Genomic DNA, 17,057 nt, shown 5'->3' on the forward strand with positions numbered 1-17,057 from the left:
CATGCCGTACACCGCACGCGTCCGTGTCCGCGCGAGACGCCTGGCGAGCCGACTCGCCGGGCTGACCGCCGCGTCGCTGTTGCTGGGACTCGCCGGGCCCGCCCTTCCCGCGCAGGCCGCCGGCACCGCCGAGGCGACGGAGATCACCGACGGTCTCGCCCTCTGGTACAAACTCGACGCCACCTCCGGCAGCACCGCCACCGACGCCTCCGGAAACGGCCGGGACGGCACGGTGAGCGGCGCCGCCGACTGGTCGGGCACCGGTCAGGGGCTCGCCTTCAACGGCTCGGACACCTACATCAAGGTGCCGAACGACATCATGAAGGGCATGGACGCGATCACCGTCTCGATGGACGTGCGGATCGACTCCACGCAGACCACGCCGTACTTCGTCTACGGCTTCGGCAACTCCAGCGGCAGCAGCGGCAACGGCTACCTCTTCACCACCGGCAACTCCTTCCGGACGTCCATCGCGTCCGGCAACTGGTCGACGGAGCAGACCACCAGGCCCACCGACTCACACAACCTGACCCGCTCGGTCTGGAAGCACATCGCCTACACCCAGACGGGCACCACGGGCGTGCTGTACGAGGACGGCATCGAGGTCGGCCGCAACACCTCCGTCAGCATCACCCCGGGCTCGATCGGCTCCGGCACCACCACGGCCAACTACATCGGCAAGTCGGTCTACTCCGGCGACAAGCTGTTCAAGGGCAGCATCCGTGACTTCCGGGTCTACGACCGTGCCCTCGCCGACTCCGAGGTCGGGCAACTCGCGCTCCCCGTCGCCACGCGGGGCGTTTCCGACGACAAGGCCGCGCTGAGCCTCGGTGACACCAGTGCCGTCGTCGCCGACCTGGACCTGCCGAGGACCGGCACCGCCGGCGGCTCCGCGATCAGCTGGGCCAGCGACAACCCGGCAGCCGTGTCCGACTCCGGCAAGGTCACGCGCCCCGCCGCCGGTGAGCCCGACGCGCACGCCACGCTCACGGCGACCCTGAGGAAGGGCACCGTGACCGACACCAAGACCTTCGACGTCACGGTGCTCCCCGACTTCGACGACCGGACCGCCACCGAGCAGGCCGCCGCGGCCCTCGCCGTCCACAACCTCGACGACGTGCGCGGCAACCTCACCCTCCCGGCCACCGGCTCCTACGGCACGAAGGTCACCTGGTCCTCCGCGACCCCGGACGTCGTCTCCGCCGACGGCCTGGTCCACCGCCCCGCGCACGGCACCGGCGCCACCACCGTCGAACTGACCGCCACCGTCACCAAGGGCGAGGCGAGCACCACCCGCGCCTTCACCGCCAAGGTCCCCGAACTGCCGAAGCGCGAGGCCCTCAAGGGCTACATGTTCAGCTACTTCACCGGCGAGGGCACGGCCGACGGCGAACAGCTCTACGCCGCCCTGAGCAAGGGCAACGACCCGCTGCACTGGCGGGAGTTGAATGACGGCAAGCCCGTCCTGACGTCCACGCTCGGCGAGAAGGGCCTGCGCGACCCGTTCATCATCCGCTCCCCCGAGGGCGACAAGTTCTACCAGATCGCCACCGACCTGAGGATCTACGGCAACGGCGACTGGGACGCCGCCCAGCGCACCGGCAGCAAGTCCATCATGGTCTGGGAGTCCACCGACCTCGTGCACTGGACGAACCAGCGGCTGGTCAAGGTCTCCCCGGACAGCGCGGGCAACACCTGGGCACCGGAGGCGTTCTACGACGCGCAACGCGGTGAGTACGTCGTGTTCTGGGCGTCGAAGCTCTACGACAACGAGGCGCACTCCGGCGACACGTACAACCGCATGATGTACGCGACCACCCGCGACTTCTACACGTTCAGCGAGCCCAGGGTCTGGATCGACCGGGACTACTCGGTCATCGACTCCACGGTGATCGAGCACGACGGGACGTACTTCCGGCTCTCCAAGGACGAGCGGAACAACACCTCCTCCACGCCCAACAGCAAGTTCATCTTCGAGGAGAAGAGCGACTCGCTCCTCGACCTGTCCTGGGACGCGGTCGCCGAGGGCATCGGCAAGGGTTCGATGAGCGCGGCCGAGGGTCCGCTGGTGTTCAAGTCGAACACCGAGGACAAGTGGTACGCCTTCCTCGACGAGTTCGGCGGCCGCGGCTACATCCCCTTCGAGACCACCGACCTGGCCTCCGGCACCTGGACCCCGTCCACCGGCTACGACCTCCCGGCAAAGCCCCGCCACGGCACCGTCCTGCCGGTGACGCAGGCAGAGTACGACCGCCTGCTGCGCGCCTACCAGCCGGACCAACTGGTGGAGAGCGTCGAGGACGTCTCCGTGCAGACCGGCATCGGCCAGGCCCCCGTCCTGCCGGCCACCGTGATCGCCGGCTACGCCGACGGCGTCAAGCGTCCCGTCGCGGTGACCTGGGAGGACATCCCGGAGTCGCGGTACGCGCAGGCCGGCACCTTCACGGTGACGGGCAGCCTGCCGGACGGCGCCGCGATCCCGGTCCGCGCCGAGGTCTCGGTCTCGCAGGAGGGCCCCGACGTCCCCGCCGACCTGCTCCTGCGGTACGACTTCGACGAGACCGGCGGCACCATCGCCCGTGACTCCAGTGGCCACGGCTACCACGGCACCTATGCCCGTACGCCCGACTTCGGTACCGGGGTCGAGGGCGGCTCGTTCAAGATGTCCGGCGGTTCGAGCTCCTCGACGACCTCGCCGTACGTCCGTATCCCGAACGGCGTGCTGAAGAGCGCCGACAGCGTCACGGTCTCGGCGTACGCCAAGTGGAAGGGCGGCGACAGCTTCCAGTGGCTGTTCGGCCTCGGCCCCGACAGCGACAAGTACCTCTTCGCCACCCCCGCCAACGGCGGATCCAGCCTCTACTCGGCGATCACGAAGGCGAGTTGGTCGGCGGAGTCCAAGCTGACGGCGGGCTCGCAGCTCACACCGGGCGAGTGGCGGCACGTCACCGTCACCCTCGACGGCTCGACCGGCACGATGGTCCTCTACGTCGACGGCATCGAGGCGGCCCGCACCACGACCACCATCAAGCCGTCCGAGCTGTACGACGCGAACAAGGACTACAGCGGCTACATCGGCCGCTCCCTGTACGCGGCCGACCCCTACTTCGGTGGCGAGGTCGACGACTTCCGCGTCTACGACCGGGCCCTCACGGGCACCGAGGTCATGGAGCTCAGCGGCAACACCGCAGGCATCGCGAAGGCCACGCACCCGGCGCTGAAGGTGGACGCGCTCGTCGACAACCCCGGCAGCAAAATCACCCTGCCGATGAAGGAGGGCACCGATCTCACCGCCCTCGCCCCGGAGTTCACCCTCGCTCACGGAGCGGCGATCAGCCCCGCCTCCGGCAGCATGCAGGACTTCAGCAAGCCGGTGACGTACGAGGTGACCGGCTCCGACGGCAAGAAGCGCACCTGGACGGTCTCGGCGCTCGTCATGAGAAGCCCCGTCCTGCCGGGTCTCAACGCCGACCCGAACATCGTCCGCTTCGGCGACACCTTCTACCTGTACCCGACCACCGACGGCTTCCCGGGCTGGAGCGGCACGCAGTTCAAGGCTTACTCCTCCAAGGACCTGGTCCACTGGAAGGATCACGGCGTCATCCTGGACCTCGGGCCGGACGTCTCGTGGGCGGACAGCAGAGCCTGGGCGCCGGCGATCGCCGAGAAGGACGGGAAGTACTACTTCTACTTCTGTGCCGACGCGAACATCGGCGTCGCGGTGTCCGACTCGCCGACCGGGCCGTTCAAGGACGCGCTGGACAAGCCGCTGCTCAAGGCGGGCCAGTTCAGCGGCCAGATGATCGACCCGGCCGTGTTCACGGACGACGGGCAGTCGTATCTCTACTGGGGCAACGGCCGCGCCTACGTCGCTCCCCTGAACGCCGACATGACGTCCATCGACACCTCGAAGGTCAAGGACATCACCCCGAGCGGCTACAACGAGGGCACCTTCGTCATCAAGCGCAAGGGCACCTACTACTTCATGTGGTCGGAGAACGACACGCGCGACGAGAACTACCGCGTCGCCTACGCCACCGGCCCCTCCCCCACCGGCCCGTGGACCAAGCACGGCGTGATCCTGGAGAAGGACCTCTCCCTCGGCGTCAAGGGACCCGGGCACCACTCGGTGGTCCACGTCCCGAAGACCGACGAGTGGTACATCGCCTACCACCGGTTCGCCATCCCCGGCGGTGACGGCACCCACCGTGAAACCACCGTCGACAAGCTGGAGTTCGGCTCCGACGGGCTGCTCGAGAAGGTCGTCCCGACCCTGACCGGCATCGACCCGATCGTCAACCGGGCCCCGAAGATCACCTCCGCCACCGGGCCGACGGCCCCCGTGGCGGCCGGCCACCGCACCACCGTCACGGCCGAGTTCCGGGACGCCGACGTCGGCGACACCCACACCTGCCGGGTCGACTGGCAGGACGGCACCGAGCCGACGGCGGGCACGGTCGACGGCACCACCTGCCGGGCCGAGCACACCTACGCCAAGGCCGGCATCCTCCGCCCGGTCGTCACCGTCACGGACAACGACGCCGGCTCGGACCGCACGACACTTCCCGAGCTGATCGTCTACGACCGTGCCGCCGGACCCGCGCTCGGGGCGGGCCTGATCACCTCCCCGGCGGGTGCCTACCCGGCCAAGCCCGCCCTGACCGGCAAGGCGGCCTTCTCGTTCGCGGCCGCGTACGCCAAGGGAGCCGCCGTCCCCACGGGCAAGGCGTCCCTCGACTTCGGCCCGGCCAGGCTGAAGTTCCGCTCCACCGGCTCCGACTGGCTCGTGGTCACCGGCACCCGGGCCGTGTACCAGGGCTCCGGCACCGTGGGCGGCAGCGGCGGCTACGGCTTCCGGATCACCGCGACCGACGCGCCGGACACCTTCCGCATCAGGATCTGGAAGGAGTCCACCGGTGACGTCGTCTACGACAACGCCACCGGCGCGAGGCCCCTTGGCTTCGTCACCGTCGGCGACGGGCCACGCTAGGGGCATGCCGTCTCAGCACAGGCAGGGGTCGGTGCCCGAGCCCAGACCGCCGATGTCGCGGTCCCTCAGGGCACCGGCGTAGGCCTGTACCTCGTCGACGTCACCGTGCAGGTACTCGCCCCAGCCGTCACCGGCCCTGGCCCGCCCGATCTGCAGGGGGCCGGAGCTCTCCCAGCCGTTCGGGAGCGTGGCGGTCGCGGCGGCGTTGGTGTAGCCGTCGAGGTACAGCTTGATCCGATCGGTCGCGTCGTCGTAGACGACGGCCAGCCGGTGCCCCTGGCCCTCTCCGCCGTCCGCGGCCTCGATCTGCGAGACGACCACCTCGGGGGCGCCGGCCTCGTCCTTCCGCGGCATCACCAACTGCCAGGCGTGGACCGACGGGTCGTAGCGCACCTTGAAGGCGTCCGTGTGCTCACCGGCCTGTGACAGCACGGTCATCGGAGCGGCCGGCTCGGAGTCGGCGAGCCGGACCACCACGCCGACGGTGAAGCTGTCCGAGGTGTCCACCACGGCACTTCCGGTGGCCGCGTACCCCGTCTCACCGTCCAGTCGGAGGTGGCCGTCGCCGACGAGGGCGTAGGGCACGACCGGGCAGTCCGGATCGAGGTCGGGGAGGCAGGAGCCGTCAGGTCCACGGTGGATGGCGGCACCCGGGCCCAGCGTCAGCGGCGCCTTGCCGCCCTGCTCGGGGCTCACGCCGTCCGTGGCGGTCTCCAGCGACCAGTGGCCGAGCAACGTCGGCTTGCGGTGGGCGAGTTCGGTGATCTCGACGGGGACGACCACCCGGTCGTAGGTGCGGACGTCGCCGATCTCGCCGTGCCAGCGGTCCCGGTAGCCGTCGCCGTTGCGGGAACGGCCGATCTGGAAGGCGCCGGAGGTCGCGGCGGGTGCCGCCGCCCCGGTGCCGGCCTCCTGACCGTTGATGTAGAGCTTCGCCCGGCCGGTCTCGGTGTCGTACAGGCCGAGGAGGTGGGCCCATTCACCGGTTTCCGGGGCGCCGCCGGTGATCCGGGTGCCGCCGACGGTGAACGACCATTCGGGGCCCTCGTCCCGGGTGCGCAGCCCCAAGGCGAAGGCCGCGTCGTCCGACGCGTCCTGGCCTGCCACGGTCATGTTCCGGTCCGTCCGCGCGGGGCGCGCCCAGGCGCTGACGGCGAAGGTCCGGCCGGCGTCGACCGCCGGGGCGTTCGGAGTGAGGAAGGCGTGGCTGCTGCCGTCGAGGCTCGCCACGGAGGGCAGCGAGGTGCCGCGTGGCGCGGGCGCGCCGAAGGTCACCCCCGAGCCGGCGTCGGCGGTGGGCCCGGTCACGGCCGTGGCCGTGGTGGAGCCGGCCGGGTCCGCCAGCGTCCACTGGGCTACGGGAGCGCGGCCGGACTTGACCCGGAAGTGGTAGGTGGTCGTCGTACTGCTGCGGCCGGCACGGTCGATGGCTCGGACGCTGAGGTAGTCCGGGCGGTCCTGTAGCGGCAGATGCCGGATCGTGACGGGTCCGCCGAGTTCGTCGGGGCGGGCCGTCAGCTGCGGGCCGCCGATGAAGCTGTAGATGTACTGCGCGACGTCGTCCGACGGGGAGTCCATGGTGAAGCTGCCGTAGACGCCGACGCCGTCCTGCCACTGGTCCTGCGGGTAGTCGGAGGACGTGACGACGGCCTTCTCGGGGCTGGTGTCGTCGTACACGAACTGGCACACCGAACCGTCGCCCGCCGAACTCCAGGCGGAGGCGGCGGTGCCGTCGTTCGCGCGCACGTGCCAGGAGATCACCGTGTTCGCCGGGATGTCCTCCGGCATCCGCCATTGCTGGGGCGAGCCGGACAGCGTCTCCAAGGTGGTGTACGTACGGCGCTGCTCCACCCCGTCCGCGCCCGTCCACCAGGCCTCGAACTCGCCCTTGACCATGTTGGCCTCGGCCGGCTGGTTGTCCTCCTCCGGGTCGTACAGGACGGCCCGCAGCGTGGGCGGCGCCCCGACATACGCCTTCTGCTCCCCCGTGGCGCACGCCTTCGTATTGGTCTGCAGATCCTGGACGAGCGGCTGACGCGGCGGCAGGTTCTCGGCGGCGCGTGCGAGGCCGGGTGTGGTCAGTACGACGGCGCCGGCCATGCAGCAGGCGGCGAGGTGGCCGGGTCTGAACCGGTTCCCCCTGGTTCTGGCACTGTTCAAGTCTTCTCCTCCCCTGGTGAGCCCATGGATCACACGGGCTGCAGGAGGCTAACAGCGCCCACTGACATGGCCAGAACCATTTTCCCTTCAAGCATCCAGGTCCCGCCGGCGCCGGCCCGCCGGCCGGGTGCAACCCTCTCGCAACGTTGCCCGTGCTCTCCTTGCCGCCATGTATGAGGAGACCCCGCGCGTCGAACTCACTCCCGCGGCCGAGGACCTGCTGCGCCGCCTGCGCGCGACGCATGGCCCGCTGATGTTCCACCAGTCCGGCGGCTGCTGCGACGGCAGCGCGCCGATGTGCTACCCGGAGGGCGAGTTCCGTACAGGCGACTCGGACGTGCTGCTCGCGGAGCTGGTCGTCGAGGGGGTTCCGGAGCCGGTGACGTTCTGGATGTCGCGCGGTCAGTACGAGGTGTGGAGCCACACCCGGCTGATCGTCGACGTCGTCGAGGGCCGGGGCAGCGGCTTCTCGCTGGAGGCGCCCGAGGGGGTGCGTTTCCTCACCCGTTCGCGGGTCGTCGGCGGCTAGCAACCGCGCTGGTCATCGCGGTCTGGTGCACTTCCCCTGAGCCCTGCCACATTTGACGAGACATCAGGGGGGAAATGTGACACGTCATCAAAAGCGGCTCGGAACGGCCAGAGCGGCGCTCGCGCTGTTCACGGCACTCGGCTCGCTGGCCGGTGCGGCCCTGGTGGGGGCGGCACCGGCCGGCGCCGCGCAGCGGGGCATCCAGATCGCGCCGGGCGTCCGGTACGAGGAGTTCGACATCGCGGCGCTGAAGGGCCCGGCACACGCCCACGTGCTCACCGTCGATCTGCGCAATCCACGGGTACGCCTCGATCTGCTGCACCCCGGCGCGGTGGCGGCGCGGGCCACCGTCTCGCGGCAGGCGACGGCGCAGGGTGCCGTCGCCGGCGTGAACGGCGACTTCTTCAACATCAGCGAGACCCAGCACCCCGGCGTTCAGGCGACCGGCGCCAGCGTGGGTCCGGCGATCGCGCGCGGCCGGGCGCTCAAGGCGGCGGTGCCGAACGGCCAGCGTTTCGGCCCGGCGCTGCCACCCGGCACGAGCACCGAGGACGTGTTCGGCGTGGGCACCGACCGCCGGGCCCGGCTCGACGGCCTGAGCCTCGACGGCTCGATCCGTACGCCCGCGGGCCGGCTGCCGCTGCGCGGGCTCAACCAGTACGCGCTGCCGGTGGGCTCCATCGGGGCGTTCACGTCCAAGTGGGGCAGCGCCTCCCGGGTGCGCGCCACCTGCGGCACGGACGCGGACCGGGCCGCCCCGTGCAGTACCGACACCTACGAGGTGACGGTCCGCGGGGGCCGGGTCGTGTCGACCGCCGACACCCCGGGCAGCGGGCCGATCGCCCCGGACACGACCGTCCTCGTGGGCCGGGAGGCGGGCGCGCAACAGTTGCGGAAGTTCTTCGCGGGCGAGCGAAGCGAGATGGGGGTCCCCCCGGCCGGAGACCGGGGGAGGGTGAAGGTGAAGTACCGGCTGGTGGCGTCGGCGTCCCGGGTCCCGTACCGCTTCGCCCTCGGCGGCTACCCGGTGCTCGACGACGGGCGGCCGCTGCCCGGCCTGGACGCCAGGACCTCGGCCGTGCGCACCGCGGTGGGCATCGCGGACCGCGGGCGGCGCGTCGTCCTGCTCGCGCTCGACGGCGCGCCCGAGTACCGCACCGGGCTGACGATCGCCGAAGTGGCGTCCGCCTTGCGGGAGTTGGGCTCGGTGGACGCCTTCAGTCTGGACGGCGGCGGTTCGTCGACGCTGGTGGCCCGGGAGCCGGGAGCGGCGACGGTGTCCGTACGGAACCATCCGACCGACGGCGGGCGGGAACGCGCCGTCCCCAACGGCATCGGGGTCTTCTCGAAGCGCTGACGGTCATGGTCTGAGGCTGCTGACGATGTCCGCCGTGGCCGTCAGACCGCTGTTGATGGTGGGCGCCATGCTGGTGCTCGCCAGATAGAAGCCGAGCAGCAGGCACACGATCGCATGGGTGATCTTCAGTCCGCCGCTGCGGACGAAGATCACCGCCAGCACGAACAGCAACAGCACCACAGAGATGGAAATGGCCATCGACAACCTCCTCCGCCACGCCGCCTCATCCCGGTTCACGGCGTTCGGCCGTAAGTGTGGCGTAGCGGAGGGTTCGTCCGGGCGGCTGGCCTGTCCGCCGAACGTGTGGTGTCCCGCCGAGCCGGGTCAAACCGCCTCGTTGGCGTCGAGGAAGGCCTCCAGACCGGCGAGGTCGTCGGTGTTGAGGAAGTCCACGTCGGCGGCGAGCAGTTCGCTCCACAGGGCGTCCCGGGCGGATCCGGCGACGTCCGGGGTGGCCCAGAAGCGCACCTTCTGCCCACGGGAGTGGGCGGCCTGGACGATGCCGTGCAGCTTCTTCCGCTCGGCGTCCGGGAAGGCGCCCACGCCCGGCCAGGTGAAGTTGCGTGTCCAGTTGTCGCTGATCAGGGGGATGAAGGAGGCGGGCGCGGCGCTGCCGAGGTCGGCGAGGCGGCCGTCGTAGAAGGCGCGGCGGAGGCTCTGCGCCTCCATCGGCACGCGGGCGGCACGGTCGCCGGAGATCACCGCGGTGACCGGACCCGGGAAGACCCGGCCATGGGCGTAGGTCGTGAACAGGTGCTGGTAGCGCGCCAGGTGCTGGTCCAGCGCCAGGTACGTCGAGGAGCCCTCGGTCTTGATGTCGATGAGCAGTTGGATCGGCCGCCGGTAACCCCGGTAAACCGAGCCGTGGTTGGCCCGGACACGGGCGGCCAGCGGGTCGAGGTAGAGGGACTCCAGGGTGCGGCCGGGGTCGAGGTCCTCGGGGTCGTGGGCGACGAGGAGCTGGTCGCCGACCAGGTAGATGTCCGCTTCGAGGCTGCCGAAGCGGTGGTCGAGGGCGTCGAGGAGGGGGCGCGGGTGCTCGTAGTCGTTGTGGGCGTGCGCTCGCCACAACGGACGCGGGCGGTGCTTCCGTTCGCCCGCCAGCGCACTGGTGGCGGGCAGGGCGACCGCGCCGGCGAGGGCGGCGCCGAGGGTGGTGAGGGCTCTGCGGCGAGTGGTGAGGGCCATGCTCTGCCTCCCTGAAGGGGCGATTCGGGGCGTGGGGAACCGCTGCGAGTATGCGATTCCGAGAGGCCCGAACAGCAGAGCTGAGCGGCGAGTTGGCCGGACCGCCGTCCCGTGTTCACTTCATCGGTGCAGGGCACACGAAAAAGCCCGCCCCAGGTCGGGCGGGCTTTTCGCGCGGTTCGCTCAGGTGTAGGTCAGGGAGCCCCGAGGCCAACGAGTTCGGCCAGTGCCTCGCGGTGGGCGCCCGCGGTGCCGTAGGCGATCGAGTCGGCCTTGGCCCGCTTCAGATACAGGTGCACCGGGTGCTCCCAGGTCATACCGATACCGGCGTGCAACTGCAGTGCCTCCTCGGCGGCATGTACGGCGACGGGCGCCGCGTAGGCCTGGGCGACAGCGACCGCGATGTCGACGTCCTCGCCGGTCGCCAGCGCGTCGGCGGCGTTCCGGGCGGCGGCGCGCAGGTTGACGACCTCCAGCCACAGCTGTGCGAGCCGGTGCTTGAGCGCCTGGAAGCCACCGACGGGGCGGTTGAACTGCTTGCGGTCCTTCAGATAGCGGACCGTCTCGGTCAACGTCCAGTCGGCGAGCCCGAGCTGCTCGGAGGCGAGCAGTCCGGCGCCGGCCCGCAGGGCGCGTCGTACGGCAGGCTCGGCGTCGCCCAGCAGACGACCGGCCGCACCGTCCAGGGTGACCGTGGCGACGGGCCGGGTCAGGTCCAGGGACGTCTGCGGAGTGACGGTCACGGCGTCGGCTTCCACCGCGTACAACCCGCCGTCGTCGGCGGGCACGAGCAGCACATCGGCGACGGCCGCATCCGCGACGCCGGTCAACTCCCCGTGCAGGACACCACCTTCATGCCGTACGACCTTGTAGGCGCCGCCGGGAAGGACGTTCAGCGCGACGGCGAGCGCGCCGATCCTCCGCCCGGACGCCAGCTCGGCGAGCAGCCCCCCGTCGGTCTCGCAGGCGAGCAGCGCCTCGGTGGCCACGACAGCGCTCGTCAGATACGGCACCGGAGCGACCGCGCGCCCCAACTCCTCCAGCACGACGGCGACTTCGCGGTGGGTGGCACCCTGACCACCCTTGTCCTCCGGCACCAGGAGGCCGGCCAGGCCCATGCCGTCGGCGAGCGCCTTCCACGCCTCCAGGTCGTGCGGGTTGTCCGACTCGGTGCGTGCGATGACGCCGGGCGCGTCGCAGTGGTCGGCGAGCAGGTCCCGTACGGCGGCCCGCAGCGCCTCTTCCTCCTCGGAGTACAGCAGGTCGGGCTGTGTGCTCATCGGGACAGGTCCTTCCACGCGACGTCCTTGTCGGTGCGCGGCTCGGACGGCAGGCCCAGGACGCGCTCGGCGACGATGTTCAGCAGGACCTCGCTGGTCCCGCCCTCGATGCTGTTGCCCTTGGAGCGGAGGTAGCGGTAGCCGGCGTCGCGGCCCGTGAAGTCCACGAGCTCGGGCCGCCGCATGGTCCAGTCGTCGTACAACAGACCCTCCTCCCCACGGAGTTCGACCTCCAGGCCGCTGATCTCCTGGTTGAGACGGGCGAAGGCGAGCTTCATGCCGGCGCCCTCGGGGCCGGGCTGGCCCGCGACGAGCTGCTGGCGCAGGCGCTCCGCGGTGAGGCGGGAGACCTCGGCGTCCACCCACAGCTTGAGCAGCCGCTGGTGCAGATCGTGGGTGCGCAGCTCGGGCCGCTCACGCCAGGTCTTGGCGACCGGGCCGATCATGCCGCCCTCGCGGGGCAGCCGCATGCCGCCGATGGCGACGCGCTCGTTGTTCAGCGTGGTCTGCGCGACCTTCCAGCCGTCGCCGATCTCGCCGAGGCGCCGCGAGTCCGGGATGCGGACGTCGGTCAGGAACACCTCGTTGAACTCGGCCTCGCCGGTGATCTGGCGCAGCGGCCGGACCTCGACGCCGGGGTCGGTCATGTCGCACAGGAAGTAGGTGATGCCCGCGTGCTTGGGCACACCCGGATCGGTGCGGGCGATGAGGATGGCCCAGCGGGCGAGATGGGCGCTGGACGTCCACACCTTCTGCCCGTTGACGACCCAGTCGTCACCTTCCCGGACGGCCCGCGTACCGAGCGCGGCGAGGTCGGATCCGGCGCCGGGCTCGCTGAAGAGCTGGCACCAGACCTCCTCACCGGTCCACAGGGGCCGCAGATAGCGCTGCTTCTGCTCCTCGGTGCCGTACTTGAGGATCGTCGGCGCGGCCATGCCCAGGCCGATGCCGATGCGCCGCGGGTCGTTGTCCGGGGCGCCCGCGGCCTCCAGCTCGGCGTCCACGACGACCTGCAGGGAGCGGGGCGCCCCGAGTCCGCCGAGGCCCTCGGGGTAGTGCACCCACGCGAGCCCCGCGTCGAAGCGGGCGCGCAGGAAGTCCAGGCGCTCGGTGCCGGCCGGCGGGTGGGCGGCCAGCAACTCCGCCGTACGGCGGCGCAGTTCGGCGGCGTCGATCATGCCGCTCCTCCTTCGGTGAGTCCCGGGACCACGGCGACGCGCCCGGTGGTGACGCCGTCGGCGACCCGCTGCACGGCGGCCGCGGCCCCGCCCAGCGGTACGCGCTCGCTCACCAGCGGCTTGACGGCGCCCCGGGCGGCCAGCTCGGTGAGCTGCTCGTGGCAGTGCTGGACCAGCTTCGGGTTCTTGGTGTTGTACAGGCCCCAGTGCAGGCCGAGGATCGAGTAGTTCTTCACCAGGGCGTGGTTGAGCGCCGGGCTGGGGATGCTGCCGCTCGCGAAGCCGACGACCACGATCCGGCCCTCGAAGGCGACGACCTTGGCGGACTGAGCGTAGGCCTCTCCGCCGACCGGGTCGTAGACGACGTCGGCGCCCCGGCCGCCGGTGGCCTCCTTCACGGCGCCGATGACGTCCTCGGTCCGACGGTCGATGACGACGTCACAGCCCAGCTCCCGGGCCACCGCGGCCTTCTCCGCCCCGCCGACGACACCGATGACCCGCGCCCCGGCCGCCTTCCCGAGCTGCACGGCCGCGCTGCCGACCCCTCCTGCGGCAGCGTGGACCAGCAGCGTCTCCCCGGCTTCGAGCCCGGCCCGGCGGTGCAGGCCGAACCAGCCGGTCTGGTAGCCGATGTGCAGGGCGGCGGCCTCGGCGTCGTCCAGCGCCTCGGGCGCGGGCAGGACGGCGGCGGCGTCCGCGACGGCGTACTCGGCGAAACCGCCGTACGGCAGCGCGGGGTTGGCGAGCACGCGGCGCCCGTCCTCGGTCTCGCCGCAGATCTCCACGCCCGGCGTGAACGGCAGCGGCGGCCTGACCTGGTAGTGCCCCCGGCACATCAGCGCGTCCGGGAAGTTGATGTTCGCGGCACGCACCTTCAGCAGGACCTGGCCGTCGGCGGGCGTGGGCGTCTCGACGTCCTCGAGGCGCATCACCTCGCCGGGCTCGCCGTTCTCGTGCACTTGCCATGCCTGCATGCGGGGCCTCCACGGGACTGCTTCGTCTGACCGGGGTCGCTTCGCATACTAAGCGGTCGCTTGCCCATCAGGGAACAGGTGGCCGCGGAACAGTAGCGGGCGTCACGACCTCCGGGGCTGCGCCCGTACATGGATCCGCTCGCCCTGCGGCCCGAACAGACTCAGGAACTCCGCCGGCCCCTCCCCCGTCGACCCGAACCAGTGCGGCACCCGCGTGTCGAACTCCGCCGCCTCTCCCGCCGTGAGCACCACGTCGTGCTCGCCCAGCACGACCCGCAGCCGCCCGGACAGTACGTACAACCACTCGTAGCCCTCATGGGTACGCGGCTCGGGCTCTTCGTTGCGCTGCGGCACCAGCACCTTGAAGGCCTGCAGACCACCGGGCTGCCGGGTGAGCGGCCAGTAGGTGCGTCCGTGTCGCTCGAGAGGCTTGGCCCGCACCCGCGGATCCCCCACCGGCGGCGTCCCGACCAACTCGTCCAACGGCACCTGGTGGGCCTGCGCGATCGGCAGCAGCAGTTCCAGGCTGGGCTTGCGCAGGCCGGACTCCAGACGGGACAGCGTGCTGACGGAGATGCCGGTGCTCTCGGACAGCGCCGCGAGCGTCACCTCCCGGTCCTTGCGCAGCCTCCTGAGCCGTGGCCCCACCTCGGCGAGAACATCGTCGGTACTCATGCCTGTATTGCAGAATCGGCAAACAGGTTTGTCAATCCCGCGCCATCCGAGCGACCGTCGTCGTGGAGGTGGTCACCATGACCCAGAAGCACACCGAGCAGTACGAGGTCGTAGTCGTCGGAGGCGGCGCCGCGGGCCTGTCCGCCGCCCTGGTCCTGGGCCGCGCCCGGCGCCGCACCCTCGTCGTCGACGCCGGCGAACCGCGCAACGCGCCCGCGGCCCATATGCAGGGCTATCTGTCCCGGGACGGCATGCCGCCCGCCGAGTTCCTGGCGGTCGGACGAGAGGAGATCGCACGGTACGGCGTCGAGCTGGTCGAGGACCGGGCGGTGGACGTGACGCGCGGCGAGGACTTCGCGCTCGCGCTGGCGAGTGGACGCCACGTGCACGCCCGCCGGCTCGTCATCGCCACCGGCCTCAAGGACGAGCTGCCGGCGGTCCCCGGCGTCGCCGAGCGCTTCGGCAAGGACGTCCTGCACTGCCCGTACTGTCACGGCTGGGAGGTCCGTGACCAGGCCTTCGGCGTGCTGGCGACGACGCCGCTGAGCGTGCACCAGGCGCTCATGGTGTCGCAGTGGTCGAAGGACGTGACCTTCTTCCTCCACGAGGTGGCCGAGCCGGACCTCTCGGACGACGACCTGCGCAGGCTCGCGGCGGCCGGCGTGAAGGTCGTGCCCGGAGAGGTGGCCGGGATGGTGATCGAGAACGACCGGCTGACGGGCGTACGCCTGGCCGACGGCACGGTGCACGCACGTGAGGTGCTGTTCGTCGCGCCGCGGGCGGTCCCGCAGACCGGGCTGCTGGAGAAGCTCGGTGCCGAACTCAACGAGACCCCCTTCGGCTCGTATCCGGTGGTGGACCCGACGGGACTGACCTCCGTGCCGGGCGTGTGGGCGGTGGGCAACGCGATGGGCTTCTCCGAACAGGTCATCAACGCGGCGGCAGGCGGCTACCGGGCGGGAGCCTTCATCAACGGGGAGCTGCTTTTCACGGACCTCGACGCAACGCCCTGAAGGGGCGCGGGGCTGTGTCGATGATGCGGCTCCGCCGCGATGGGGGTCCCCCCTGCTCGAGCGAAGCCGAGAGCTTGGGGAAGCGACCAGCCACGACGGACCCGCAGACGCAACACAACCCGTTCAAGACGTGTAATCCAGCGAAGCGCGTCGCACCATGGCTGCATGCTGCTCACCCGGCTGGCCCACGTGTCCCAGGAGGTCGCCGCGACCTCGGCGCGGTCCCGGAAGATCGCTCTGCTGGCGGAGCTGTTCCGGGACGCCGAGGCGGACGACGTGCCGATCGTCATCCCGTATCTGGCGGGACGGCTGCCCCAGGGGCGGCTCGGCATCGGCTGGAAGATGCTGAGCCGCCCGGTCGCCCCGGCCGCCGAGCCGACCCTCACGGTGCGCGAGGTGGACGCCCGGCTGACCGCGCTGGGCAAGGTGTCCGGCGCCGGCTCGCAGGCCGAACGGGCCCGGCTGGTCGGCGAGTTGATGGGTGCGGCCACCGAGGACGAGCAGCGGTTCCTGTTCGGGCTGATCACCGGTGAGGTCCGGCAGGGCGCGTTGGACGCGGTCGCGGTGGAGGGCCTGGCGGTGGCGACCGGGGCGCCGCCCGCCGACGTAAGGCGGGCGGTGATGCTCGCCGGTTCCCTCCAGAACGTCGCCCAGGCGCTGCTCGCGGACGGTCCGGAGTCGCTGGCCCGCTTCCGGCTCACCGTCGGCCGCCCGGTCCTGCCGATGCTGGCGCACACCGCGTCCTCGGTGGCGGAGGCCGTCGGCAAGCTGGGCGGCTGCGCGGTCGAGGAGAAACTGGACGGCATCCGTGTCCAGGTCCACCGCGAGGCCGACACGGTACGGATCTACACCCGCACCCTCGACGACATCACCGACCGCCTGCCCGAACTGACCACCGCCGCCCTGCGGTTGAACGGGGAGCGCTTCATCCTGGACGGCGAGGTCATCGCCTTCGACGACGCGGGCCGCCCCCGCTCCTTCCAGGAGACCGCCGGCCGCGTCGGCTCCCGCACGGATGTGACGGCGGCGGCCAAGGAGATCCCCGTCTCCCCGGTCTTCTTCGACGCCCTGTCCGTGGACGGCCACGACCTGCTCGACCTGCCGTTCGCCGAGCGGCACGCGGAGCTGGCCCGGCTGGTCCCCGAGCCGATGCGGGTGCGCCGCGCGCTGGTGTCCGGCCCCGAGGACCTCCCGCGGGCCGAGAGCTTCCTCACCGAGACCCTCGAGCGCGGCCACGAGGGCGTGGTCGTCAAAGCCCTCGACGCCCCCTACAGCGCGGGCCGGCGCGGCGCCTCCTGGCTGAAGGTCAAGCCCGTCCACACCCTCGACCTGGTGGTACTGGCCGCTGAATGGGGCCACGGCCGCAGGACCGGCAAGCTGTCCAACCTCCATCTGGGGGCGCGCACGGCGGACGGCGGTTTCGCCATGCTCGGCAAGACCTTCAAGGGCATGACCGACGCGATGCTGACCTGGCAGACCGAGCGGCTCCGGGAACTCGCCGTGGAGAGCGACGACTGGGTGGTCACCGTACGTCCCGAACTCGTCGTCGAGATCGCCTACGACGGTCTGCAGCGCTCCACCCGCTACCCGGCCGGCGTGACCCTCCGCTTCGCCCGCGTGGTCCGCTACCGCGAGGACAAACGGCCGGAGGAGGCCGACACGGTCGAGACCCTGCTCGCCGCGCACCCGGAGGTGCGGCCATGACTTGGGAGG

12 protein-coding genes are annotated in these 17,057 nt (G+C 71.2%); 5 read left to right on the forward strand and 7 right to left on the reverse strand.

Annotated features, from left to right (window positions below; genetic code table 11):
- The first annotated feature begins 1 nt into the window (after position 1).
- A complete protein-coding gene (locus ACIBAG_RS03455; RefSeq protein WP_399100429.1) occupies positions 2-4,990 on the forward strand; it encodes a family 43 glycosylhydrolase in 4,989 nt (1,662 codons plus the stop codon).
- Between the two features lie 12 nt (positions 4,991-5,002).
- Here the strand turns inward: ACIBAG_RS03455 and ACIBAG_RS03460 are convergent, their stop codons facing one another.
- Positions 5,003-7,090, reverse strand: a complete 2,088-nt coding sequence (locus ACIBAG_RS03460) for a LamG domain-containing protein (protein ID WP_399100577.1) — start codon at positions 7,088-7,090, stop codon at positions 5,003-5,005.
- A gap of 229 nt (positions 7,091-7,319) precedes the next feature.
- On the opposite strand from ACIBAG_RS03460, the gene ACIBAG_RS03465 reads away from it, so the two are divergent.
- Entirely contained in the window at positions 7,320-7,679 is a 360-nt protein-coding gene (locus tag ACIBAG_RS03465) for a DUF779 domain-containing protein (RefSeq protein ID WP_399100431.1), read from the forward strand.
- 76 nt (positions 7,680-7,755) lie between these two features.
- Positions 7,756-9,036, forward strand: coding sequence for a phosphodiester glycosidase family protein (locus ACIBAG_RS03470; RefSeq protein WP_399100433.1), 1,281 nt, complete (start codon positions 7,756-7,758; stop codon positions 9,034-9,036).
- Between the two features lie 3 nt (positions 9,037-9,039).
- Here ACIBAG_RS03470 and ACIBAG_RS03475 read toward each other — a convergent pair whose 3' ends face one another.
- The 6 genes from ACIBAG_RS03475 to ACIBAG_RS03500 form a co-directional block, all read right to left on the reverse strand.
- Positions 9,040-9,234, reverse strand: a complete 195-nt coding sequence (locus ACIBAG_RS03475; RefSeq protein WP_399100434.1) for a hypothetical protein — start codon at positions 9,232-9,234, stop codon at positions 9,040-9,042.
- 126 nt (positions 9,235-9,360) lie between these two features.
- Complete coding sequence (locus tag ACIBAG_RS03480) at positions 9,361-10,224, reverse strand: phosphatidylinositol-specific phospholipase C/glycerophosphodiester phosphodiesterase family protein (RefSeq protein ID WP_399100435.1); 864 nt, start codon at positions 10,222-10,224, stop codon at positions 9,361-9,363.
- Between the two features lie 194 nt (positions 10,225-10,418).
- Positions 10,419-11,504, reverse strand: coding sequence for an acyl-CoA dehydrogenase family protein (locus tag ACIBAG_RS03485; protein ID WP_399100437.1), 1,086 nt, complete (start codon positions 11,502-11,504; stop codon positions 10,419-10,421).
- Positions 11,501-12,682 carry an acyl-CoA dehydrogenase family protein gene (locus ACIBAG_RS03490; RefSeq protein WP_399100439.1) on the reverse strand — a complete coding sequence of 394 codons (1,182 nt, stop codon included), beginning with the start codon at positions 12,680-12,682 and terminating at the stop codon, positions 11,501-11,503. The genes ACIBAG_RS03485 and ACIBAG_RS03490 overlap by 4 nt, the downstream gene beginning before the upstream one ends.
- On the reverse strand, positions 12,679-13,656 hold the full coding sequence (locus tag ACIBAG_RS03495; RefSeq protein WP_399100441.1) for an NADPH:quinone oxidoreductase family protein: 978 nt from the start codon (positions 13,654-13,656) through the stop codon (positions 12,679-12,681). Before ACIBAG_RS03495 ends, ACIBAG_RS03490 begins: the two co-directional genes overlap by 4 nt.
- A gap of 102 nt (positions 13,657-13,758) precedes the next feature.
- The gene (locus ACIBAG_RS03500) at positions 13,759-14,331 is read right to left on the reverse strand and encodes a helix-turn-helix domain-containing protein (protein WP_399100443.1); all 573 of its coding nucleotides are present in this window, start codon (positions 14,329-14,331) and stop codon (positions 13,759-13,761) included.
- 77 nt (positions 14,332-14,408) lie between these two features.
- Here ACIBAG_RS03500 and ACIBAG_RS03505 point away from each other — a divergent pair, with 77 nt between their 5' ends.
- A complete protein-coding gene (locus ACIBAG_RS03505; protein ID WP_399100445.1) occupies positions 14,409-15,344 on the forward strand; it encodes an NAD(P)/FAD-dependent oxidoreductase in 936 nt (311 codons plus the stop codon).
- Between the two features lie 165 nt (positions 15,345-15,509).
- Positions 15,510-17,048 (forward strand): ATP-dependent DNA ligase, encoded by a 1,539-nt coding sequence (locus tag ACIBAG_RS03510; RefSeq protein ID WP_399100448.1) that lies wholly within the window; start codon positions 15,510-15,512, stop codon positions 17,046-17,048.
- The last annotated feature ends 9 nt before the right edge of the window (positions 17,049-17,057 follow it).

Source organism: Streptomyces sp. NPDC051243, assembly GCF_044455405.1.
In the GTDB taxonomy this organism is placed as follows: domain Bacteria; phylum Actinomycetota; class Actinomycetes; order Streptomycetales; family Streptomycetaceae; genus Streptomyces.